Here is a 15,157-nt window from a genome sequence, read left to right on the forward strand (position 1 = left end):
GGCTCGGGTGCCGCAGATCGACTCGCCGAACCGCTTAAGGTGGCCACCGACGCAGCGCCCGCGACGCCCGGAGTCCTCGCGGTCAGCGACGACTCCGGGCGGTGCCGACCCGGCGGATCAGGCGACGAAGCGGGTGCGGCGACGGCGGGCCAGCAGGTAGCCCCCCGCGCCGGCGGCGACCAGCAGCCCGCCGAGGCCGGCGATCAGGCCGGTGGGCACACCGGTGATCGGCAGCGAGCCGTCGTCACCGCCCCCGGTGCCGCCGGCCTGCCCGACCGTGATCTTCGCGGTGTCGTTGGTCGGGTCGAGGTCCTTGACCGGGCCGTCGCCGTCGAAGGTGTGCAGCTTCACCGTGCCGGTCCGGCTGCCGGCCCGGTCGATCCGCAGCGCGAACTCGAACGTCACCCGCCCGCCCTCGGGGATCGTGCCCCGGGCGGAGCACTCGTAGACCCGCGCGCCGGGCTTGCCGGGCTGCCACTCGTCCTCGTCCGGGTCCACGCAGGACTTCGACACCGTCACGGCCGTGACGCCGTCGGGCAGGGTCACGATGGTGGCGACGTTGAGCCCGCGCTGGCCGTTGGGCCCGACGCGCGCCGGGCCGTTGTTGCGGTAGCCGACGGTCATCGGCACGGTTGCCCCGACCGCGCCGGTGACGGTGGTGCCCTGGGCAGCGGCGTCGCCGCGCTGGTCACCGGCGACGGTCAGCGCGACCCGGGTCTCGTTGTCGACGGGGCCGGTGTCGGTCTGGCCGGCCGCGCGGGCCTGCGCGCCGCCGGCCGGCACCAGTTCGAGGGCCGCGTCGGCGCCCTTGCGGCCGAACGGCTCGGCCGGACCGTACTGGGCCCGGAACTCCGCCCAGTCGGCCGGGGTGAACCACACGGCGAAGCTGTGGTGCAGGTTCGGGGCCCACGCGTCGACCGGGATCGTCCCGCCGAACGTCGGGTCCACCCGGACCGTCGCGCCGGGGGCCAGCTCGTCGTCGAAGGTGCAGGCGAAGCTGCTGTCGTCGAGGGCCGGGTCGGCGTACTCGCAGTTGCGGTAGCGCTTGCCCGGGGTGAACCCGTAGGAGCCCGAGAGGTACAGCACCGCGCCGCGCGCGGTCGTCGTGCCGCGGTTCGTCACCGCCAGCGGGACGTCGACCCGGGAGCCGGGCCGACCGTCGAGCGAGAGCTGCCGTTCGGCGACGAGGTCGACCCCCTCGCCCGTGCTGACGGTCGACTCGTACGTCGCCGGGCCCAGGCCGGGCGCGGTCACCGTGAACGCCAGGGTGCCCTGCCGGCCCTGCTCCGCGCCCGCCCGCGCCTTCACCGCGAGGCTGACCAGGCTCGAATCCTCGCCGTCGTCGGTGATCGAGCAGGTGATGACGTCGCCCGCCGTGGTGCAGGAGCCCCGGTCGTCCTCGGCGACCTCGGCGAACGCGGCGACCGCGCTGCGGTTCACCCGCACCGTGTACGTGCCGAAGGCCCGGTCGGGCAGCGCGCGCAACGAGACCCACTTCTGCGGGCCACCGGGGGCGACGGTCACGTCGTTGGCGTAGAGCGCCACCTCGTCGGCCGGCGCCGCGGCGACGGCGGTGCCGGCGGAGGTCGCGACGAGCGCGCCGGCCACGGCCAGCCCGGCGAGCCAGCGTCGGGCGGGGTGCGGGTGCATGACGGATGCCTCCGGTCGGGGGAAGACGGGACGAGGTGCGGCCAGGCTCTCACGGATGCGCACGGCGTGGGGACCCGTTCCGAGCTGCGGGATCACCGCAGCTGGATGCGGTTGCCGCTGATCAGGGCGGCGGCGTCGGAGACGAGCTGGCAGATCACCTCGGCGACCTGCTCCGGGCTGGCCACGCGGGTGCCGCTGTCCGCGACGTACCGCCGGACGGAGTCGGTGATCCAGCCGGTGTCGGTCACCGGCGGGTGGACCATGTTCGCGGTGATCCCGAGCGGGGCCAGCTCCGCCGCCGCCGACATCGTGTAGTTCTCCTGCGCGGCCTTGGCCGCGCCGTAGGAGACCTCCTGCGGGAAACCGCCGCTGCCGCCGGAGGTCAGCCCGACGATCCGCCCCCAGCGCGCGCCGCGCGCCGCGTGCCGGCGGGCGAACTCGCCGATCAGCAGCGCCGGCGCCATCGCGTCGACGGCGAACTGCTGCGACCAGGAGGCCGCGGTGACCGGTTGCAGCGCCCGGCCGTGCCGGTCGGCCGGGGCCGGGGCGAAGCTGTCGGCGACCCAGCCGGTCGCGTTGTTGATCAGAATGTCGACCGGCCCGAACGCCTCCTCGGCGGCGTCGAAGAGGAGGCCGGCGGCCTCCGGGGCCCGCAGGTCCTGCGCGACGGCGAGCGCCCGGCCGCCGGCCTGGTGGATCGCCGACACCACCGCCCCGGCGTCGCGGGCCCGGCTCCGGCGGTACTCGTCGGGCAGGCCGGCGTCGGCCGGGTCGTGCACCGGCCAGTACGCGCAGAGCACCGCGCAGCCCTCCCGGGCGAGCGCCCGGGCGACCGCCGCGCCGATGCCGTGGTTGGCTCCCGTGACGATCGCGACGTGACCGTCCTGCGTGCCGCTCACCGTTCGCCCTCCGATCCGGTCGGTCGCCTGCCGACCGCCGGCAGCATGTCCCGGGGCGACGGGCCGGTCAACCGGATTGACCGCCGGGGCGAAGGCCGTCGAGGAGGACCCGCAGGTAGCGTTCGGCCCGTTCGTCGGGCCCGTCGCCGATGCGCAGGGCGAAGGCCGTGCCGCAGACGAGGTGCCGCAGGTCGTCGTCGGTGAGGTCGGCGCGCAGCGCGCCGGCCCGCCGGGCGTCGCCGAGCACGGCGTGGGCCAGCGCGCCGAGCTCGGCGCGACGGGCGGTGGTGGCGGGGTCGGCGTCCTGCGCCGGGTCGGTGGCGATCACCTCGGCGAACGCCGGGTCGGCCAGTTGTCGCGCCAGCAGCGCCCGCAGGAGGATCTCGACGCCGGTGGCGGGGTCGGCGTGCCGGCTCGCGGCGCGGGCGGCGTCGAGCAGCGCGGCGAAGCCGTCGTCGGCGAGGGCCTCCAGCAGCGCGCGGCGGGTCGGGAAGTGCCGGTAGACCGTGCCGACCCCGATGCCGGCCCGGCGGGCGAGGTCGTTGTGTTGCAGGGACAGGTCGCCTGCGGCCACCGCGGCGCGGGCGGTCGCCAGCACCCGGTCGCGGTTGCGGGCGGCGTCGGCGCGACGTGGCGTGGTCACCCCGACAGCCTACCGAACCGGATTGACAATCCGCTTCGGGTCGCCTTGAATCGGATAGGTAATCCACTTAACCCCGGAGGGACCCATGACCCGCACCGCCGCCTGGAATCTCACCGACCTGCGCGACCAGACCGGCCGCACCGTCGTCGTCACCGGGGCCAGCAGCGGCCTCGGCGTCGCGATCACCCGCCACCTCGCCGCACGCGGCGCCCGCGCGATCATGGCGGTCCGCGACACCGGCAAGGGCCGGCGCGTACGCGACCGGCTGCGCGCCGAGCACCCGAAGGCGGACCTCGACGTCCGCCACCTGGACCTGCTCGACCTCGACACCGTGCACCGGTTCGCCGACGGTCTGCGCGCCGAACGGGTCGCCGTCGACGCACTCGTCAACAACGGCGGCATCGGCAACGTGCCCCGACGCCTGGGCCCGCAGGGCGTGGAGAGCCAGCTCGCCACCAACCACCTGGGACACTTCGCGCTCACCGGCCTGCTCCTGGACCGGTTGGCCGAGGGGCGCGACCCGGCCGTGGTCACCGTCGCCTCCGGCCTCTACCGGCTCGGCCGCCTCGACCTCGACGACCTCGCCGCCGAACGCCGCTACTCACCGGGCCGCGCGTACGCCACCTCCAAGCTCGCCAACGTGCTCTTCGCCCTGGAGCTCGACCGCCGGCTGCGCGCCGCCGGCTCCCCGGTGCGCAGCCTGCTCGCCCATCCCGGCGTGGCCAGGACCGACCTGAACCGCGAGGCGCCGCTGCTGGACCGGGTCGTCGGCAGGCTGCTGGGGCTCCTCCTGGGCCGGCCGGTCGACGACGCCGTGACGTCGATCCTCTACGCCGCCACCGAGCCTGCGGCGCCCACCGGCCGGCACCTCGGCCCGGGTCGGCCGCCACGCCCGGCCCGGCCGACGTTCGAGACGCTCACCGGGGCGGCCACCGACCCCGACCTCGCGGCGCGGCTGTGGGCCCGCTCCGCGCAGCTCACCGGAGTGGACGTCGCGCCGGCGTGTTAGATGGGGGCCATGGACATCGTCGAGCGGCTGGCCGGGGCCTCGCGCATCGGGCTGGGGCTGGCGGCCGTCGGCCGGCCGGGCTACATCAACCTCGGCCGGGCCACGGACCTGCCGGCCGAACGCTCCGTCGAGGCCATGCGGGCCCGCGCCCACGAGCTGCTCGACCGGGCGTACGCGGCCGGCGTCCGCTATGTCGACGTCGCCCGCTCCTACGGCCGGGCGGAGGAGTTCCTCGCCCAGTGGCTGCACGCCCGGCCGGACGCGGACGACGTCGTCGTCGGCAGCAAGTGGGGCTACACCTACACGGCCGGGTGGCGGGTCGACGCCGAGGTGCACGAGACCAAGGACCACGGCGTCGCCACGTTCACCCGGCAGCTCGGCGAGACACGCGCGCTGCTCGGCGACCGCCTCGACCTCTACCAGATCCACTCGGTCACCCCGGACAGCCCCGCGCTGCACGACACGGGCCTGCACCGGCGGCTCGCCGACCTCTCCGCCGCAGGCACGGTCGTCGGGCTGTCGACCAGCGGCCCGGCGCAGGCCGAGACGGTCCGGGCAGCGCTCGGCGTGCGGGTCGACGGTCGGCCGCTGTTCCGCAGCGTGCAGGCCACCTGGAACCTCCTGGAGCCCAGCGCCGGCCCGGCGCTGGCCGCGGCGCACGCAGCCGGCTGCCTGGTGATCGTGAAGGAGGCGCTGGCCAACGGCCGCCTCGCCGTGGGCGGGCACGCGCCCGGCGACGCCGCCGCCCTCGCCGCCGCGCTGCGCCAGCCGTGGGCGACCGTCGTGCTCTCCGGGGCCGCGACCGCCGACCAGTTGGCCTCGAACCTGCGGGCGGAGGAGGAGCCCACCGGCGACCCCGCCCGGTGGGCGGGCCTGGCGGTGCCCGCCGACCGTTACTGGGCCGACCGGTCGCGGCTGCCCTGGACGTAGCCCCGGGCCCGCGTGGCCTAGCCCCGGGCCTCGCGCGGCCCAGCCCCGGGCCCGCGTGGCTGCGGGCGGCCTAGCCCCGGGCCTCGCGCGGTCGCGGCGGGGTCGCCGGGACGACCAGCTCCACCTCGTTCGCCGCCAGGGCGTCCCGCAGCTCGGGTGCCGGCATCCGGTCGGTGACCAGGTAGTCGGCGACGCCCAGCTCCGACACCTGGGCGAACAGCCGGCGGCCGAACTTGGACGAGTCGGCGAGGATCGCCACCCGGGTCGCGCGGGAGAGCATCTCCTGCATCATCGCGGCCTCGGCGAGGTTGCTCGTCGTGTAGCCGGCGTCGGCGTCGACCGCGCCGACCCCGATCAGCGCCAGGTCGCAGCTGACGTCCAGCTCCGCGCCGGTGTTGGCGCGGAAGCTGACCGGGCCGACCGTGGCCAGGGTGAGCGAGCGCACCGCGCCGCCGAAGATGTAGATGTCGCGGACGGCCGTGGGCGGCAGCGCGCCGGGCACCAGCAGGTTGTTCGTCGCCACCGTGAGGTCGCGGTGCTGGCGCAGGTTGCGGGCGAGCGCGAGCGTGGTCGTCCCACCATTGATCATGATGGTCGAGCCGTCCTTGACCAGCCCCGCGGCCAGCGTCGCGATCTTCTCCTTCTCGCGCTCCTGGAAGGTGAGCCGCTGGTCGACGGCCCGGTCGGTGCGGGAGACCGTGGCGAGGCTGACCGCGCCGCCGTAGGTGCGCACGAGGATGCCCTCGGCGCTGAGCTGGTCCAGGTCGCGCCGCACCGTGTCGATGGAGACGCCGAAGCGCTCCGCCAGCTCGCCCACCGTGACCTGGCCGGCGTCGGCGACGTACGCGGCAAGCTGAGCCTTGCGCCCGGCGGGCAGGTGGCGCTGCCGTTCGTCCCTGTCCTCGCTCACTGATCTCCCTCCATCAGTGCGGCAGTATGCCACAAATGCGACCCAGTCACGCGCATCACCGCACAGAACCGCAGGGAGCAGCCCGCCTGGGCAGGGCCGCAGAGACGCCCCTCACCTGCACACAAGCAGGTAGTTTGCGGGCCCGGCGGCCGCCCAGCCGGCCTTGCAGCGCGGCACCGTGCCGCACTCCGCTGTTTTCTGCCGTTCTTCTCTTGTCTCCATCCGTAACACGCTGCTAACGTGGCCGCCAACACAGCACAGAACAGAAAGATCTAGATATAGAAGGAGCCCGCCATGACGACTCGCGCGACCCGGCTGAAGCGACTGATAGGGGCGGTGACGGTGGCGGCGACGGTGGCCGCCGTCGCGGCGTGCGGCTCGGGCGACTCGGGCGACACCGCCGCGGACGGCACCGTCACGCTGGAGTTCGCCCAGTGGTGGGGTGCCGAACTCCCGGCCGGGGACTTTGACAAGATCATCAACGACTTCACCGCGCAGAACCCGAACATCAAGATCAAGCTGCTCAGCGCGCCGTACGCCTCCACCAAGCAGCAGCTCGTCACCGGCGCGGCGTCCAAGACGCTGCCCGACGTGGTCGGCCTCGACGGGGCCTGGGTCAACGACTTCGCCAAGCAGGGCGCGATCGCCGACATGTCCAAGCTGATGACGGACGCGAGCTACGACCCCAGCCAGCTCGCCAGCCAGATCCAGCTCGACGGCAAGACCTACATGATCCCGGTGGTCAACTTCGTCTACCCGCTCTTCGTCAACAAGGACCTGTTGACCAAGGCCGGCGTCGCGGACGTGCCCGCCACGCGCAGCGAGTTCCTCGACGCGGCGAAGAAGATCAGCGCCACCGGCGACAACGTCAAGGGCTGGGCGCTCCCGCTCGACACCGCCGTGCCCAACGGCATCCAGAACGACGTCATGTCCTGGCTGTGGGCCTCGGGCGGCAGCATGCTGACCGACGGCAAGCCGAACCTGACCAGCCCCCAGGTCAAGAGCACCGTCGAGTACGTCAAGAGCCTCAACGACGCCGGCGTCATCGCCCCCGGCTCCCTCACCATGAAGGAGCAGGACAAGGTCGAGAAGTTCAGCAACGGCCAGGTCGGCATGATGATCGACTCGCTGGCGCACATCAACCTGATCAAGAAGAACAAGCCGGACCTGAACTTCGAGGTGGCGGCCCTGCCGGCCGAGGACGGCTACACCGGCAAGCGCGGCATCCCGTACGCGTCGTGGGGCATCGGCATCTCCAACTCCACCAAGCACAAGGCCGAGGCGTTCAAGTTCGTCTCCTACCTGATGAGCCAGGAGACCAACGCGAAGCTGAGCACGATCGCCAACGGCTTCCCCGGCAACAAGAACGCCGAGCCCGACTTCAGCGACAGCGACCCGCTGTTCAAGGCGGCCTTCGACATCTACAAGCAGGGCTACCCCGCCAACGAGTTCGTCGGCCTGCCCAAGGCCGAGGACCTCATGCGCAGCTTCGACGAGCAGCTCCAGCTCGTGCTGACCGGCAAGCAGAGCGTCGACGACGCCCTGGCCAAGTCGCAGGAGTCCTGGTCCTCGGTGATCGGTTAGTCCACCCGGGCGCCGCGCCGGTCCACCGGCGCGGCGCCCGACCAAGGAGACAGCGATGACATCCGCGCACGTCGAGCCCGTGACCGCGCCGCCGGTCGCGCCGCCGGCCGGGCGGCCCGCCCCGGGCCGGGCCCGCGTCAACCCGGCCCGGCGCCTGATCCCGTACGCCTACCTGTCCCCCACCATCGTGCTGATGATGGTCCTGATGGTGGTCCCCATCGTCATGGTGGTGGGCTACTCGTTCCGGGACAACGTGATCGTCCAGGAGAACCCGGTCCTCGTCGGGTTCGCCAACTACACCAAGGTGCTCACCGACCCGGACTTCCTGGTCGCGTTGAAGAACACCGCCGTCTTCATCTCGGTCAGCACCGTCGCCCACCTGGTCCTCGGCCTCGGCTTCGCGTTGATGCTCAACACGCAACTGCTGAGCGGGGTCACCAAGGCGGTCTTCCGGATCGTCTACATCCTGCCCTGGCTGTTCACGATCGCGGTGATCGCGGTGATCTGGCGGCTGCTGCTCGACCCGGCCGGCGTGGTCAACTACGTGCTCCAGACGCTCGGCCTCGTGCAGGAGGGCGTGAACTGGCTCGGCGACCCGAGCACCGCGCTCTGGGCGGTCACGTTCGCCAACGTCTGGTCCGGCTACCCGTTCTTCATGATCAGCCTGCTCGCCGCGTTGCAGGGCATCTCGGCCGACCTGTACGAGGCGGCCGCCGTGGACGGAGCCGGACCGCTGCGGCGGTTCCTCAACGTGACGCTGCCGCAGCTGCGGCCCGTGATCATCAGCATGGCGGTGCTCGACCTGATCTGGACCTCCCAGCAGTTCGCGCTGATCTGGATGATGACCGGCGGCGGGCCGCTGAACACCACCGAGATGCTCAGCACCTACACCTACAAGCAGGCCTTCAGCGAATACGAGTTCGCGACCGCCTCGGCCGCCGCCGTGATCGTGCTGCTGCTGACGATGGTCCTGGCCTTCTTCTACGTTCGCCAGCAGCAAAGGGAGCGGTGAGATGGCAGGCGTCAAGCGGCGGCACACCCTCGCGAAGGCCGGCGTCGTCACGGGCCTCGTCCTCGGCGGGCTGTTCGCCGCCCTACCGGTGCTGTGGATGCTCTCCACCTCGTTCAAGGGCAACGGGGAGGTCTTCGCAAACCCGCCGCAGTTGATCACCGAGGGCTTCTCGTTCGACGCGTACCGGGAGATCCTGGGCAACGGCGAGCAGCTGCGGTTCTTCCTCAACAGCTACATCGTGGCCGGCGCGGTGACCCTGCTGACGCTGCTGGTCGCCGTCCTGGCGGGCTTCGCGTTCAGCCGCTTCACGTTCCCGTTCCAGCGGACCATCAACGCCGTGATCGTCAGCGTCCAGGCGGTGCCGCCGATCACGCTGGTCATCCCCTACTTCGGGCTCGTCGTCGCGCTCGGCCTCTACAACACCTATCCCGGCCTGATCCTCACCCACATGGTGTTCACCCTGCCGTACGCGATCATCATGACCACCGCGTACCTGAACACCCTGCCCAAGGAGCTGGACGAGTCGGTCAAGGTCGACGGCGGCACCGGCTGGACGGCGCTGTGGCGCATCCTCGTGCCGGTCTCGGTGCCCGGCCTCATCGCGGTCGGGGTCTACACGTTCATGATCTCGTGGAACGAGTACCTGTTCGCGCTGACGCTGACCCGCACCAACGACATGCGCACGGTGCCCATCGGCATCCAGATGCTCATGGGCCAGCACTCGTACGAGTGGAACCAGATGATGGCGATGAGCATCCTCGGCTCCATCCCGGTCCTGGTGCTCTTCCTCCTCTTCCAGCGGCGCTTCATCGGCGGCCTCACCGCCGGCGCCGTGAAGGCCTGACCACACCCTCTCTGCACTAAGGAGCAACACCGACATGCTGACGACCGGCAAGACGATCCTGGACGTCGCCAACGAGCACAGCTTCGCCGTGCCCGCGTTCAACATCAGCGACTGGGCCATGTTCCGGGGCATCGTGGAGATCAGCGAGGAGAAGAACGCTCCCCTGATCGTCGGGATCCACCCGGACGAGGTGCGGCACATCGGCCGCGAGATGATCACCGGCATCATCGAGCGCGCGCACAGCTCGACCGTCCCGATCGCGATCCACTGGGACCACGGCGCGACCTACGAGCAGATGCTCCAGGCGTTCCAGTACGGCTTCACGTCCGTGATGATCGACGGCTCGCTGAAGCCGTTCGACGAGAACCTCGCCATCACCAAGAAGGTCACCGACTCCGCGCACGTCCTCGGCGTGTCGGTGGAGGGCGAGCTGGGCACGATCGGCGGCAACGACAGCTACGCCGAGGCCGGCGCGGCCGAGATCATCTACACCGACCCGGACGACGCGGTCACCTTCGTGAAGACCACGGGCGTGGACAGCCTCGCCATCGCGATCGGCACCTTCCACGGCTTCTACCCGGCGCACCTCAAGCCGGAGCTGAAGCTCGACCTGCTCAAGGAGATCAAGAGCCGGGTGGGGATCCCGCTGGTGCTGCACGGCGGCTCCGGCAACCCGGACGACGAGATCCGCGAGGCGGCCCGGATCGGCATCAACAAGATCAACATCTCGACGGACATCAAGGTCGCCTACCACGACAAGATGCGCGAGGTGCTGGGCAGCGACTCGAAGGTGCGCGAGCCCAACGCCATCCAGCCGGCCTGCCTCGACGCCATGAAGGAGGTCGCCGCGCACAAGATCGACCTGTTCGGCGCCACCGGCAAGGGCTCGCTCTACTGACATGGCCGACGCCTCCCGGGTGGTCCTCGGCCTCGGCGGCTGCGTCGACCAGGAGCTGACGCTGACCGCCGACGTCCTGGAACGGCTGGTCACCGACTACGGCATCGCCGCCGCCGAACTGGCGACGCCGCCGACCGCCGTGAACAGCGAGCGGGACCTCGTGGTGTCCATCCTCGGCTACGTGGCCCAGGGCCGGGGCGGCGAGCACTTCGTCGCCGCCGCCCCGGCCCTGGAGACCTTCGCCGACCGGTTCCCGCACCGCACGACCCTGGGCGGCACCTCCGTGCGGGCCGGGATCCTGCTCAGCCGGCTGGGCGTGCCGTCGACGCTGCACCTGGTCAGCGTCAACGACACCGTCCGGCGGCTGCTGCCGGCCGGCACCGCGTACGTCTCCAGCGGCGTCGCGGACACCTACCATCCCCACCTGATCGTCCAATACCACCAGGGCCTGCGGATCCGGGCCGGCGACATCGACGTCACCGCGCCGTTCCCCAACCGGCTGATCTACGTCAACGACCCGGCCAACAGCGCGCTGCTGCTCACCGGCGACCTCGGCGACCGGCTCGGCCGCGCCGACGTGTTCCTGATCTCCGGCTTCAACGCCATGCGCGACGCGGCCGAACTCGACCGGCGGCTCGCCGAGCTGCGCGCCCACATGCGGCGGCTGCCGCCTGAGGCGGTGACCTACTTCGAGGACGCGGCCTACCACGAGCCCGCCTTCAGCCGCCGGGTCCGCGACGCGCTGCTCGACGCGATCGACGTGTACGGGCTCAACGAGGACGAGTTGCAGTCCTACCTCGGGCGTGCGGTGGACCTGCTCTCGCCCGACCAGGTCGCCGACGCGCTCACCGCCGTGCACGCCCTCGTCCCCGCGCCGACGCTGGTGCTGCACACGAAGTACTGGGCGGCGGCGCTCGGCGCGGACGCCCGCCGCTACGCAGACGCCCTCGACACCGGCACCCTGCTGGCCGCGACCCGCTACGCCCACGGCGACGACTTCACCGACGCCGACGTCGACCGGCTGCGCCGGCAGCCCCGCCGGCCCGAGTCCGTCGCCTTCGCCGCCGCGCTGCACGAGCGGCTCGGCGACCGGGTCCACTGCGTCCCCGGGTTCGCCCTCGACGTCGCCGACCCCACCACCATCGGCCTGGGCGACACCTTCGTCGGCGGCTTCCTCGCCGCGCTCGTCCGCCAGGAGGAACGATGACCATCGAGGCGCTGCCCGCCAACCAGCCCGACACGTTCTACCGGGGCGCCGGCCGGATCGCGCGGTTCCGCGACGCGCCGGCGCTGCCCGACCGCCCCGAGGACTGGGTGGGCTCCGTGACCAGCCGGTTCGGGCTCGCCCCGGCCGGGCTGTCCACCCTGCCCGACGGGCGGGTGCTCGCCGAGGCCGTCGCCGCCGACCCGCGCTGGTGGCTCGGCCCGCGCCGCACCGACACCGGCGTGCTGGTGAAGCTGCTCGACGCCGGCCAGCGGCTGCCGCTGCACGTGCACCCCGACCGCCGCTTCGCCACCGCGCACCTGGCCTCCCCCTACGGGAAGACCGAGGCGTGGGTGATCGTCTCCGCGCGCCCCGACGCGTACGTCCACCTGGGGTTCGCCCGCGACGTCGCCGCCGACGAGCTGGCCGGCTGGGTCGCCGGCCAGCAGGTCGACCGGATGCTCGCCGCCACCAACCGGGTCCCGGTGGCGGCCGGCGACGCGATCCTCTGCCCGGCCGGGCTGCCGCACGCGATCGGCGACGGCATCCTGATGGTCGAGGTCCAGGAGCCGACCGACTACTCGGTGCTCCTGGAATACGAGGGCTTCGGCCTGACCGAGGGGCACCTGGGCCTCGGCTACGACCTGGCCCTGGACTGCGTCGACCGGGGCGCGTGGACGCCTGCGCGCCTCGCCGGGCTGCGGGGCGCCGGGGCGCGGCTGCTGCCCGAGGCCGCCGACGAGTTCTTCGCCGCCGACCGGGTGCGCGGCGGCGACCGCCTGGCGCAGGGCTTCGCGGTCCTGGTCGTGGTGGCCGGCGCGGGGCGGCTCACCGGCGAGCGGGACGACCTGCCGGTGCGCCGGGGCGACACGCTGCTGGTCCCCCACGCCGCCGGGCCGCTGCGGCTCGACGGCGCGGTCGAGGCGATCCGCCTGGCGGCACCCGCCGCCTGAGCCGCGCCGCAGCGACGCCAGCCCCGTTGCGGCGCGGCTTGTTCACTCGTAGTGGTAGCGGCACTGCGCAATCTGCACGGTGTCGTCGACGATCCGATACACCAGGCGGTGTTCCTGGTCGATGCGTCTCGACCAGAATCCCGACCAGTTGCCCCGGAGTTGCTCCGGCTTCCCGATGCCCTGGTGGCCGTTGCGCCGGATCTCCTCGATCAGGGTGTTCACCCGCTTGAGCATCGGGCGGTCCCGCTGCCAGGCCTGGTAGTCCTCCCACCCTCGGCTGGCGAACTGGACCTTCACGCCGCCGACGCCTCACCTGCACTGGCATCGGGGTCGATCAGGTCGTGCATCTCCCCGCCCCCGTTGCGCAGCTCTTCGACGGCCTCGTTCAGGCGGCGCGCGTTGGCGGGGCTGGCCATCAGGTACGCCGTCTCCTTCAGCGACTCGTACTCACGCAGCGAGATGATGACGGCGGCCTCACGACCCGACCGGGTGACGACCACCTCCTCGGCGTCGTCCACCACATGGTCGAGCAGCTTGGCGAGGTTCTGCCGGACCTCCGAGTAGGGGACCATGCGCATGATGCCTCCCTGGCGTGGTGTACAAGAAATTGTACAACGAGGCGGCGAGGTCCGAATCCGTTTGCCGGCCCCACCGGGCTCCCCTACCCTTTCCTCCGGCACCTCCCGGTGCGCAGGCAACGGCTACTTCCGCTTCCAACGGGGAGACGCGGGTTCGAATCCCGCCACCGCCGCTCGGCGGTGTCGACCAGCGGCCCAGGTCACCTTGGCCCGCGAGGGCCAGTCGCCGTCGCCGATTTGATCTCGGGAGGCGTCGGCACGCCGCACACCCGGTGCGCAGGCAACGGTTACTTCTCGGATCCGCGGGTTGGGGGTTCGAGTCCCCCGCACGCCCCGGCGTGCTAGCTCAACCGGAAAGAGCAGCGGGCACAAGTCCGTCGCCGACTTCGGTCTCGGGTGTGCGGTGTGCCGGCGGCTCCCCGCCTTCGACCGACACGGGGGACGTGATGGCCAGGTTCAACCTCAAGCTGCGCCGGCACCGGCCCGGGGCCGACCGCCCGGCCGCCAAGGCCATGACCGCCGAGGGCGCGCCGGGGTTCCTGCGCGGGCAGCGGGCCGAGCTGTTCCTGCTCGCGGTGTCCAACATGGTCGGCGCCGACACCTTCTACGAGGCCGCCGCCGACCGGGACGCCCGGTTCCGTGGGCTGGTCGCCGCCGTCGCGGTCGCCGACCCCGACTGGTTCGCGCGGTTCGTGCCGTGGCTGCGCACCGGCGCGCTGCTGCGCTCGGCGTCCGTGGTGGCCGCGCTGGAGGGCGCCCGGGCGCAGGTCGCGGCCGGGGTGCCCGGCTCCCGGGCGGTCGTGGGGGCGGCGTTGCAGCGCGCCGACGAGCCGGGCGAGGCGCTGGCGTACTGGCTGGGCCGCTACGGCCGGGCCCTGCCGAAGCCCGTCAAGCGGGGCGTCGCCGACGCCGTCGTGCGGCTCTACCACGAGCGCAGCCTGCTCAGGTACGACTCCGAGGGCGACGCCGTGCGGTTCGGCGACGTCATCGAGCTGACCCATCCGGTCGCGCGGGACGAGCGGCAGGGCGACCTGTTCCGGCACGCCCTCGACCGGCGGCACAAGCGCGACAACCCGCTGCCGGAGTCGCTGACCGTGCTGGCGGCCCGGGCCGGGCTGATGGCCCTGCCCGTGCAGCGGCGACAGGAGGTCACCGACCCGGCGGTGCTCGGCGCGGCCGGCATGAGCTGGGAGGCGCTCGCCGGCTGGCGGCAGGCCCCCATGGACGCCGCCGCCTGGGAGGCGATCATCCCGACCATGGGCTACCTGGCGCTGCTGCGCAACCTGCGCAACTTCGACCAGGCCGGCGTCGGCGACGCGGTCGCCGAGGCGGTGGCGGCGAAGCTGTCCGACCCGGGCGAGGTCGCGCGCTCGCGCGTGCTGCCGATGCGCTTCCTGTCGGCCTACAACGCCGCGCCGAGCCTGCGGTGGGCGTACCCGCTGGAGCGGGCGTTGCAGCAGGCGCTGGCGAACGTGCCCGCCCTGGACGGCCGCACCCTGATCCTGATCGACACGTCGGGGTCGATGAACAGCACGTTCAGCCGGGACGGCACGCTGCGCTGCTGGGACGCGGCGACCGTGTTCGGTCTCGCGCTGGCCGCCCGCGCCCGGGACGCGACGGTGGTGTCGTTCTCCCACGCCAGCCGGGTGTTCCCGGCCGTGACGGGCGAGTCGGTGCTGGCGGCGGTGCGCCGGTTCCGCGAGGGCGGCTACTTCTACGGCGGCGGCACCCAGACCGAGCAGGCGATCCGGCGGCACTACGCCGGGCACGACCGGGTGGTCGTCCTCACCGACGAGCAGGCGCACTGGCACGGCGCGCCCGACGTCACGGGCGCGGTGCCGGCCCACGTGCCGACGTACACCTGGAACCTGGTCGGCTACCGGGTCGGGCACGCGCCGACGGGCGGCAACCGGCACACGTTCGGCGGCCTGTCCGACGCCGCGTTCGCGATGATCCCCCTCGTCGAGGCCGGGTCCCACGACCGGTGGCCGTTCTGACGGCCCCGACGACGGGCGGGCCCCGGTCGATCGTCAGCGATCGGCC

15 protein-coding genes are annotated in these 15,157 nt (G+C 72.7%); 9 read left to right on the forward strand and 6 right to left on the reverse strand.

Annotated features, from left to right (window positions below; all coding sequences use genetic code 11):
* Positions 1 to 117 precede the first annotated feature (117 nt).
* From HDA31_RS19665 to HDA31_RS19675, 3 genes are all read right to left on the reverse strand, one after another.
* Entirely contained in the window at positions 118 to 1,650 is a 1,533-nt protein-coding gene (locus tag HDA31_RS19665; RefSeq protein WP_178064051.1) for a COG1361 family protein, read from the reverse strand.
* Between the two features lie 92 nt (positions 1,651 to 1,742).
* Positions 1,743 to 2,549 (reverse strand): SDR family NAD(P)-dependent oxidoreductase, encoded by an 807-nt coding sequence (locus HDA31_RS19670; protein WP_178064050.1) that lies wholly within the window; start codon positions 2,547 to 2,549, stop codon positions 1,743 to 1,745.
* 67 nt (positions 2,550 to 2,616) lie between these two features.
* Positions 2,617 to 3,192, reverse strand: a complete 576-nt coding sequence (locus HDA31_RS19675) for a TetR/AcrR family transcriptional regulator (protein ID WP_219825017.1) — start codon at positions 3,190 to 3,192, stop codon at positions 2,617 to 2,619.
* Between the two features lie 85 nt (positions 3,193 to 3,277).
* On the opposite strand from HDA31_RS19675, the gene HDA31_RS19680 reads away from it, so the two are divergent.
* Together HDA31_RS19680 and HDA31_RS19685 are read left to right on the forward strand one after the other, a co-directional pair.
* Positions 3,278 to 4,201, forward strand: coding sequence for an oxidoreductase (locus tag HDA31_RS19680; protein ID WP_178064049.1), 924 nt, complete (start codon positions 3,278 to 3,280; stop codon positions 4,199 to 4,201).
* A 9-nt stretch (positions 4,202 to 4,210) separates the two neighbouring features.
* On the forward strand, positions 4,211 to 5,131 hold the full coding sequence (locus HDA31_RS19685; RefSeq protein WP_178064048.1) for an aldo/keto reductase: 921 nt from the start codon (positions 4,211 to 4,213) through the stop codon (positions 5,129 to 5,131).
* 70 nt (positions 5,132 to 5,201) lie between these two features.
* Here the strand turns inward: HDA31_RS19685 and HDA31_RS19690 are convergent, their stop codons facing one another.
* Positions 5,202 to 6,041, reverse strand: a complete 840-nt coding sequence (locus HDA31_RS19690; protein WP_074478973.1) for a DeoR/GlpR family DNA-binding transcription regulator — start codon at positions 6,039 to 6,041, stop codon at positions 5,202 to 5,204.
* 294 nt (positions 6,042 to 6,335) lie between these two features.
* Here HDA31_RS19690 and HDA31_RS19695 point away from each other — a divergent pair, with 294 nt between their 5' ends.
* From HDA31_RS19695 to HDA31_RS19720, 6 genes are read left to right on the forward strand one after another with little or no spacing between them, the layout of a single operon-like run.
* Positions 6,336 to 7,625 carry an ABC transporter substrate-binding protein gene (locus HDA31_RS19695; RefSeq protein WP_178064047.1) on the forward strand — a complete coding sequence of 430 codons (1,290 nt, stop codon included), beginning with the start codon at positions 6,336 to 6,338 and terminating at the stop codon, positions 7,623 to 7,625.
* A 55-nt stretch (positions 7,626 to 7,680) separates the two neighbouring features.
* Positions 7,681 to 8,637 (forward strand): carbohydrate ABC transporter permease, encoded by a 957-nt coding sequence (locus tag HDA31_RS19700; protein WP_178064046.1) that lies wholly within the window; start codon positions 7,681 to 7,683, stop codon positions 8,635 to 8,637.
* Position 8,638: 1 nt separating this feature from the next.
* Positions 8,639 to 9,481 (forward strand): carbohydrate ABC transporter permease, encoded by an 843-nt coding sequence (locus HDA31_RS19705; RefSeq protein ID WP_178064045.1) that lies wholly within the window; start codon positions 8,639 to 8,641, stop codon positions 9,479 to 9,481.
* 34 nt (positions 9,482 to 9,515) lie between these two features.
* Positions 9,516 to 10,379 (forward strand): ketose-bisphosphate aldolase, encoded by an 864-nt coding sequence (locus tag HDA31_RS19710; RefSeq protein ID WP_178064044.1) that lies wholly within the window; start codon positions 9,516 to 9,518, stop codon positions 10,377 to 10,379.
* A gap of 1 nt (position 10,380) precedes the next feature.
* Entirely contained in the window at positions 10,381 to 11,586 is a 1,206-nt protein-coding gene (locus HDA31_RS19715) for an ADP-dependent glucokinase/phosphofructokinase (protein ID WP_178064043.1), read from the forward strand.
* Positions 11,583 to 12,536, forward strand: coding sequence for a class I mannose-6-phosphate isomerase (locus tag HDA31_RS19720; protein ID WP_178064042.1), 954 nt, complete (start codon positions 11,583 to 11,585; stop codon positions 12,534 to 12,536). The genes HDA31_RS19715 and HDA31_RS19720 overlap by 4 nt, the downstream gene beginning before the upstream one ends.
* Positions 12,537 to 12,578: 42 nt before the next feature.
* Here HDA31_RS19720 and HDA31_RS19725 read toward each other — a convergent pair whose 3' ends face one another.
* Together HDA31_RS19725 and HDA31_RS19730 are read right to left on the reverse strand one after the other, a co-directional pair.
* Positions 12,579 to 12,833, reverse strand: a complete 255-nt coding sequence (locus HDA31_RS19725; protein ID WP_178064041.1) for a Txe/YoeB family addiction module toxin — start codon at positions 12,831 to 12,833, stop codon at positions 12,579 to 12,581.
* Complete coding sequence (locus HDA31_RS19730) at positions 12,830 to 13,114, reverse strand: type II toxin-antitoxin system Phd/YefM family antitoxin (protein WP_178064040.1); 285 nt, start codon at positions 13,112 to 13,114, stop codon at positions 12,830 to 12,832. The genes HDA31_RS19725 and HDA31_RS19730 overlap by 4 nt, the downstream gene beginning before the upstream one ends.
* Before the next feature lie 446 nt (positions 13,115 to 13,560).
* On the opposite strand from HDA31_RS19730, the gene HDA31_RS19735 reads away from it, so the two are divergent.
* Positions 13,561 to 15,111: a TROVE domain-containing protein gene (locus tag HDA31_RS19735; RefSeq protein WP_178064039.1), complete on the forward strand. Its 1,551-nt coding sequence runs from the start codon at positions 13,561 to 13,563 to the stop codon at positions 15,109 to 15,111.
* Positions 15,112 to 15,157: the final 46 nt, after the last annotated feature.

Origin of the sequence: Micromonospora carbonacea (assembly GCF_014205165.1) — a bacterium.
Lineage (GTDB): Bacteria > Actinomycetota > Actinomycetes > Mycobacteriales > Micromonosporaceae > Micromonospora > Micromonospora carbonacea.

Bases quoted from the DNA above. Each gene is read 5' to 3' on its own strand.
- HDA31_RS19665 (WP_178064051.1), bottom strand. From the start codon at position 1,650: ATGCACCCGCACCCCGCCCGACGCTGGCTCGCCGGGCTGGCCGTGGCC.
- HDA31_RS19680 (WP_178064049.1), top strand. From the start codon at position 3,278: ATGACCCGCACCGCCGCCTGGAATCTCACCGACCTGCGCGACCAGACC.
- HDA31_RS19685 (WP_178064048.1), top strand. From the start codon at position 4,211: ATGGACATCGTCGAGCGGCTGGCCGGGGCCTCGCGCATCGGGCTGGGG.
- HDA31_RS19695 (WP_178064047.1), top strand. From the start codon at position 6,336: ATGACGACTCGCGCGACCCGGCTGAAGCGACTGATAGGGGCGGTGACG.
- HDA31_RS19700 (WP_178064046.1), top strand. From the start codon at position 7,681: ATGACATCCGCGCACGTCGAGCCCGTGACCGCGCCGCCGGTCGCGCCG.
- HDA31_RS19705 (WP_178064045.1), top strand. From the start codon at position 8,639: ATGGCAGGCGTCAAGCGGCGGCACACCCTCGCGAAGGCCGGCGTCGTC.
- HDA31_RS19710 (WP_178064044.1), top strand. From the start codon at position 9,516: ATGCTGACGACCGGCAAGACGATCCTGGACGTCGCCAACGAGCACAGC.
- HDA31_RS19715 (WP_178064043.1), top strand. From the start codon at position 10,381: ATGGCCGACGCCTCCCGGGTGGTCCTCGGCCTCGGCGGCTGCGTCGAC.
- HDA31_RS19720 (WP_178064042.1), top strand. From the start codon at position 11,583: ATGACCATCGAGGCGCTGCCCGCCAACCAGCCCGACACGTTCTACCGG.
- HDA31_RS19730 (WP_178064040.1), bottom strand. From the start codon at position 13,114: ATGCGCATGGTCCCCTACTCGGAGGTCCGGCAGAACCTCGCCAAGCTG.
- HDA31_RS19735 (WP_178064039.1), top strand. From the start codon at position 13,561: ATGGCCAGGTTCAACCTCAAGCTGCGCCGGCACCGGCCCGGGGCCGAC.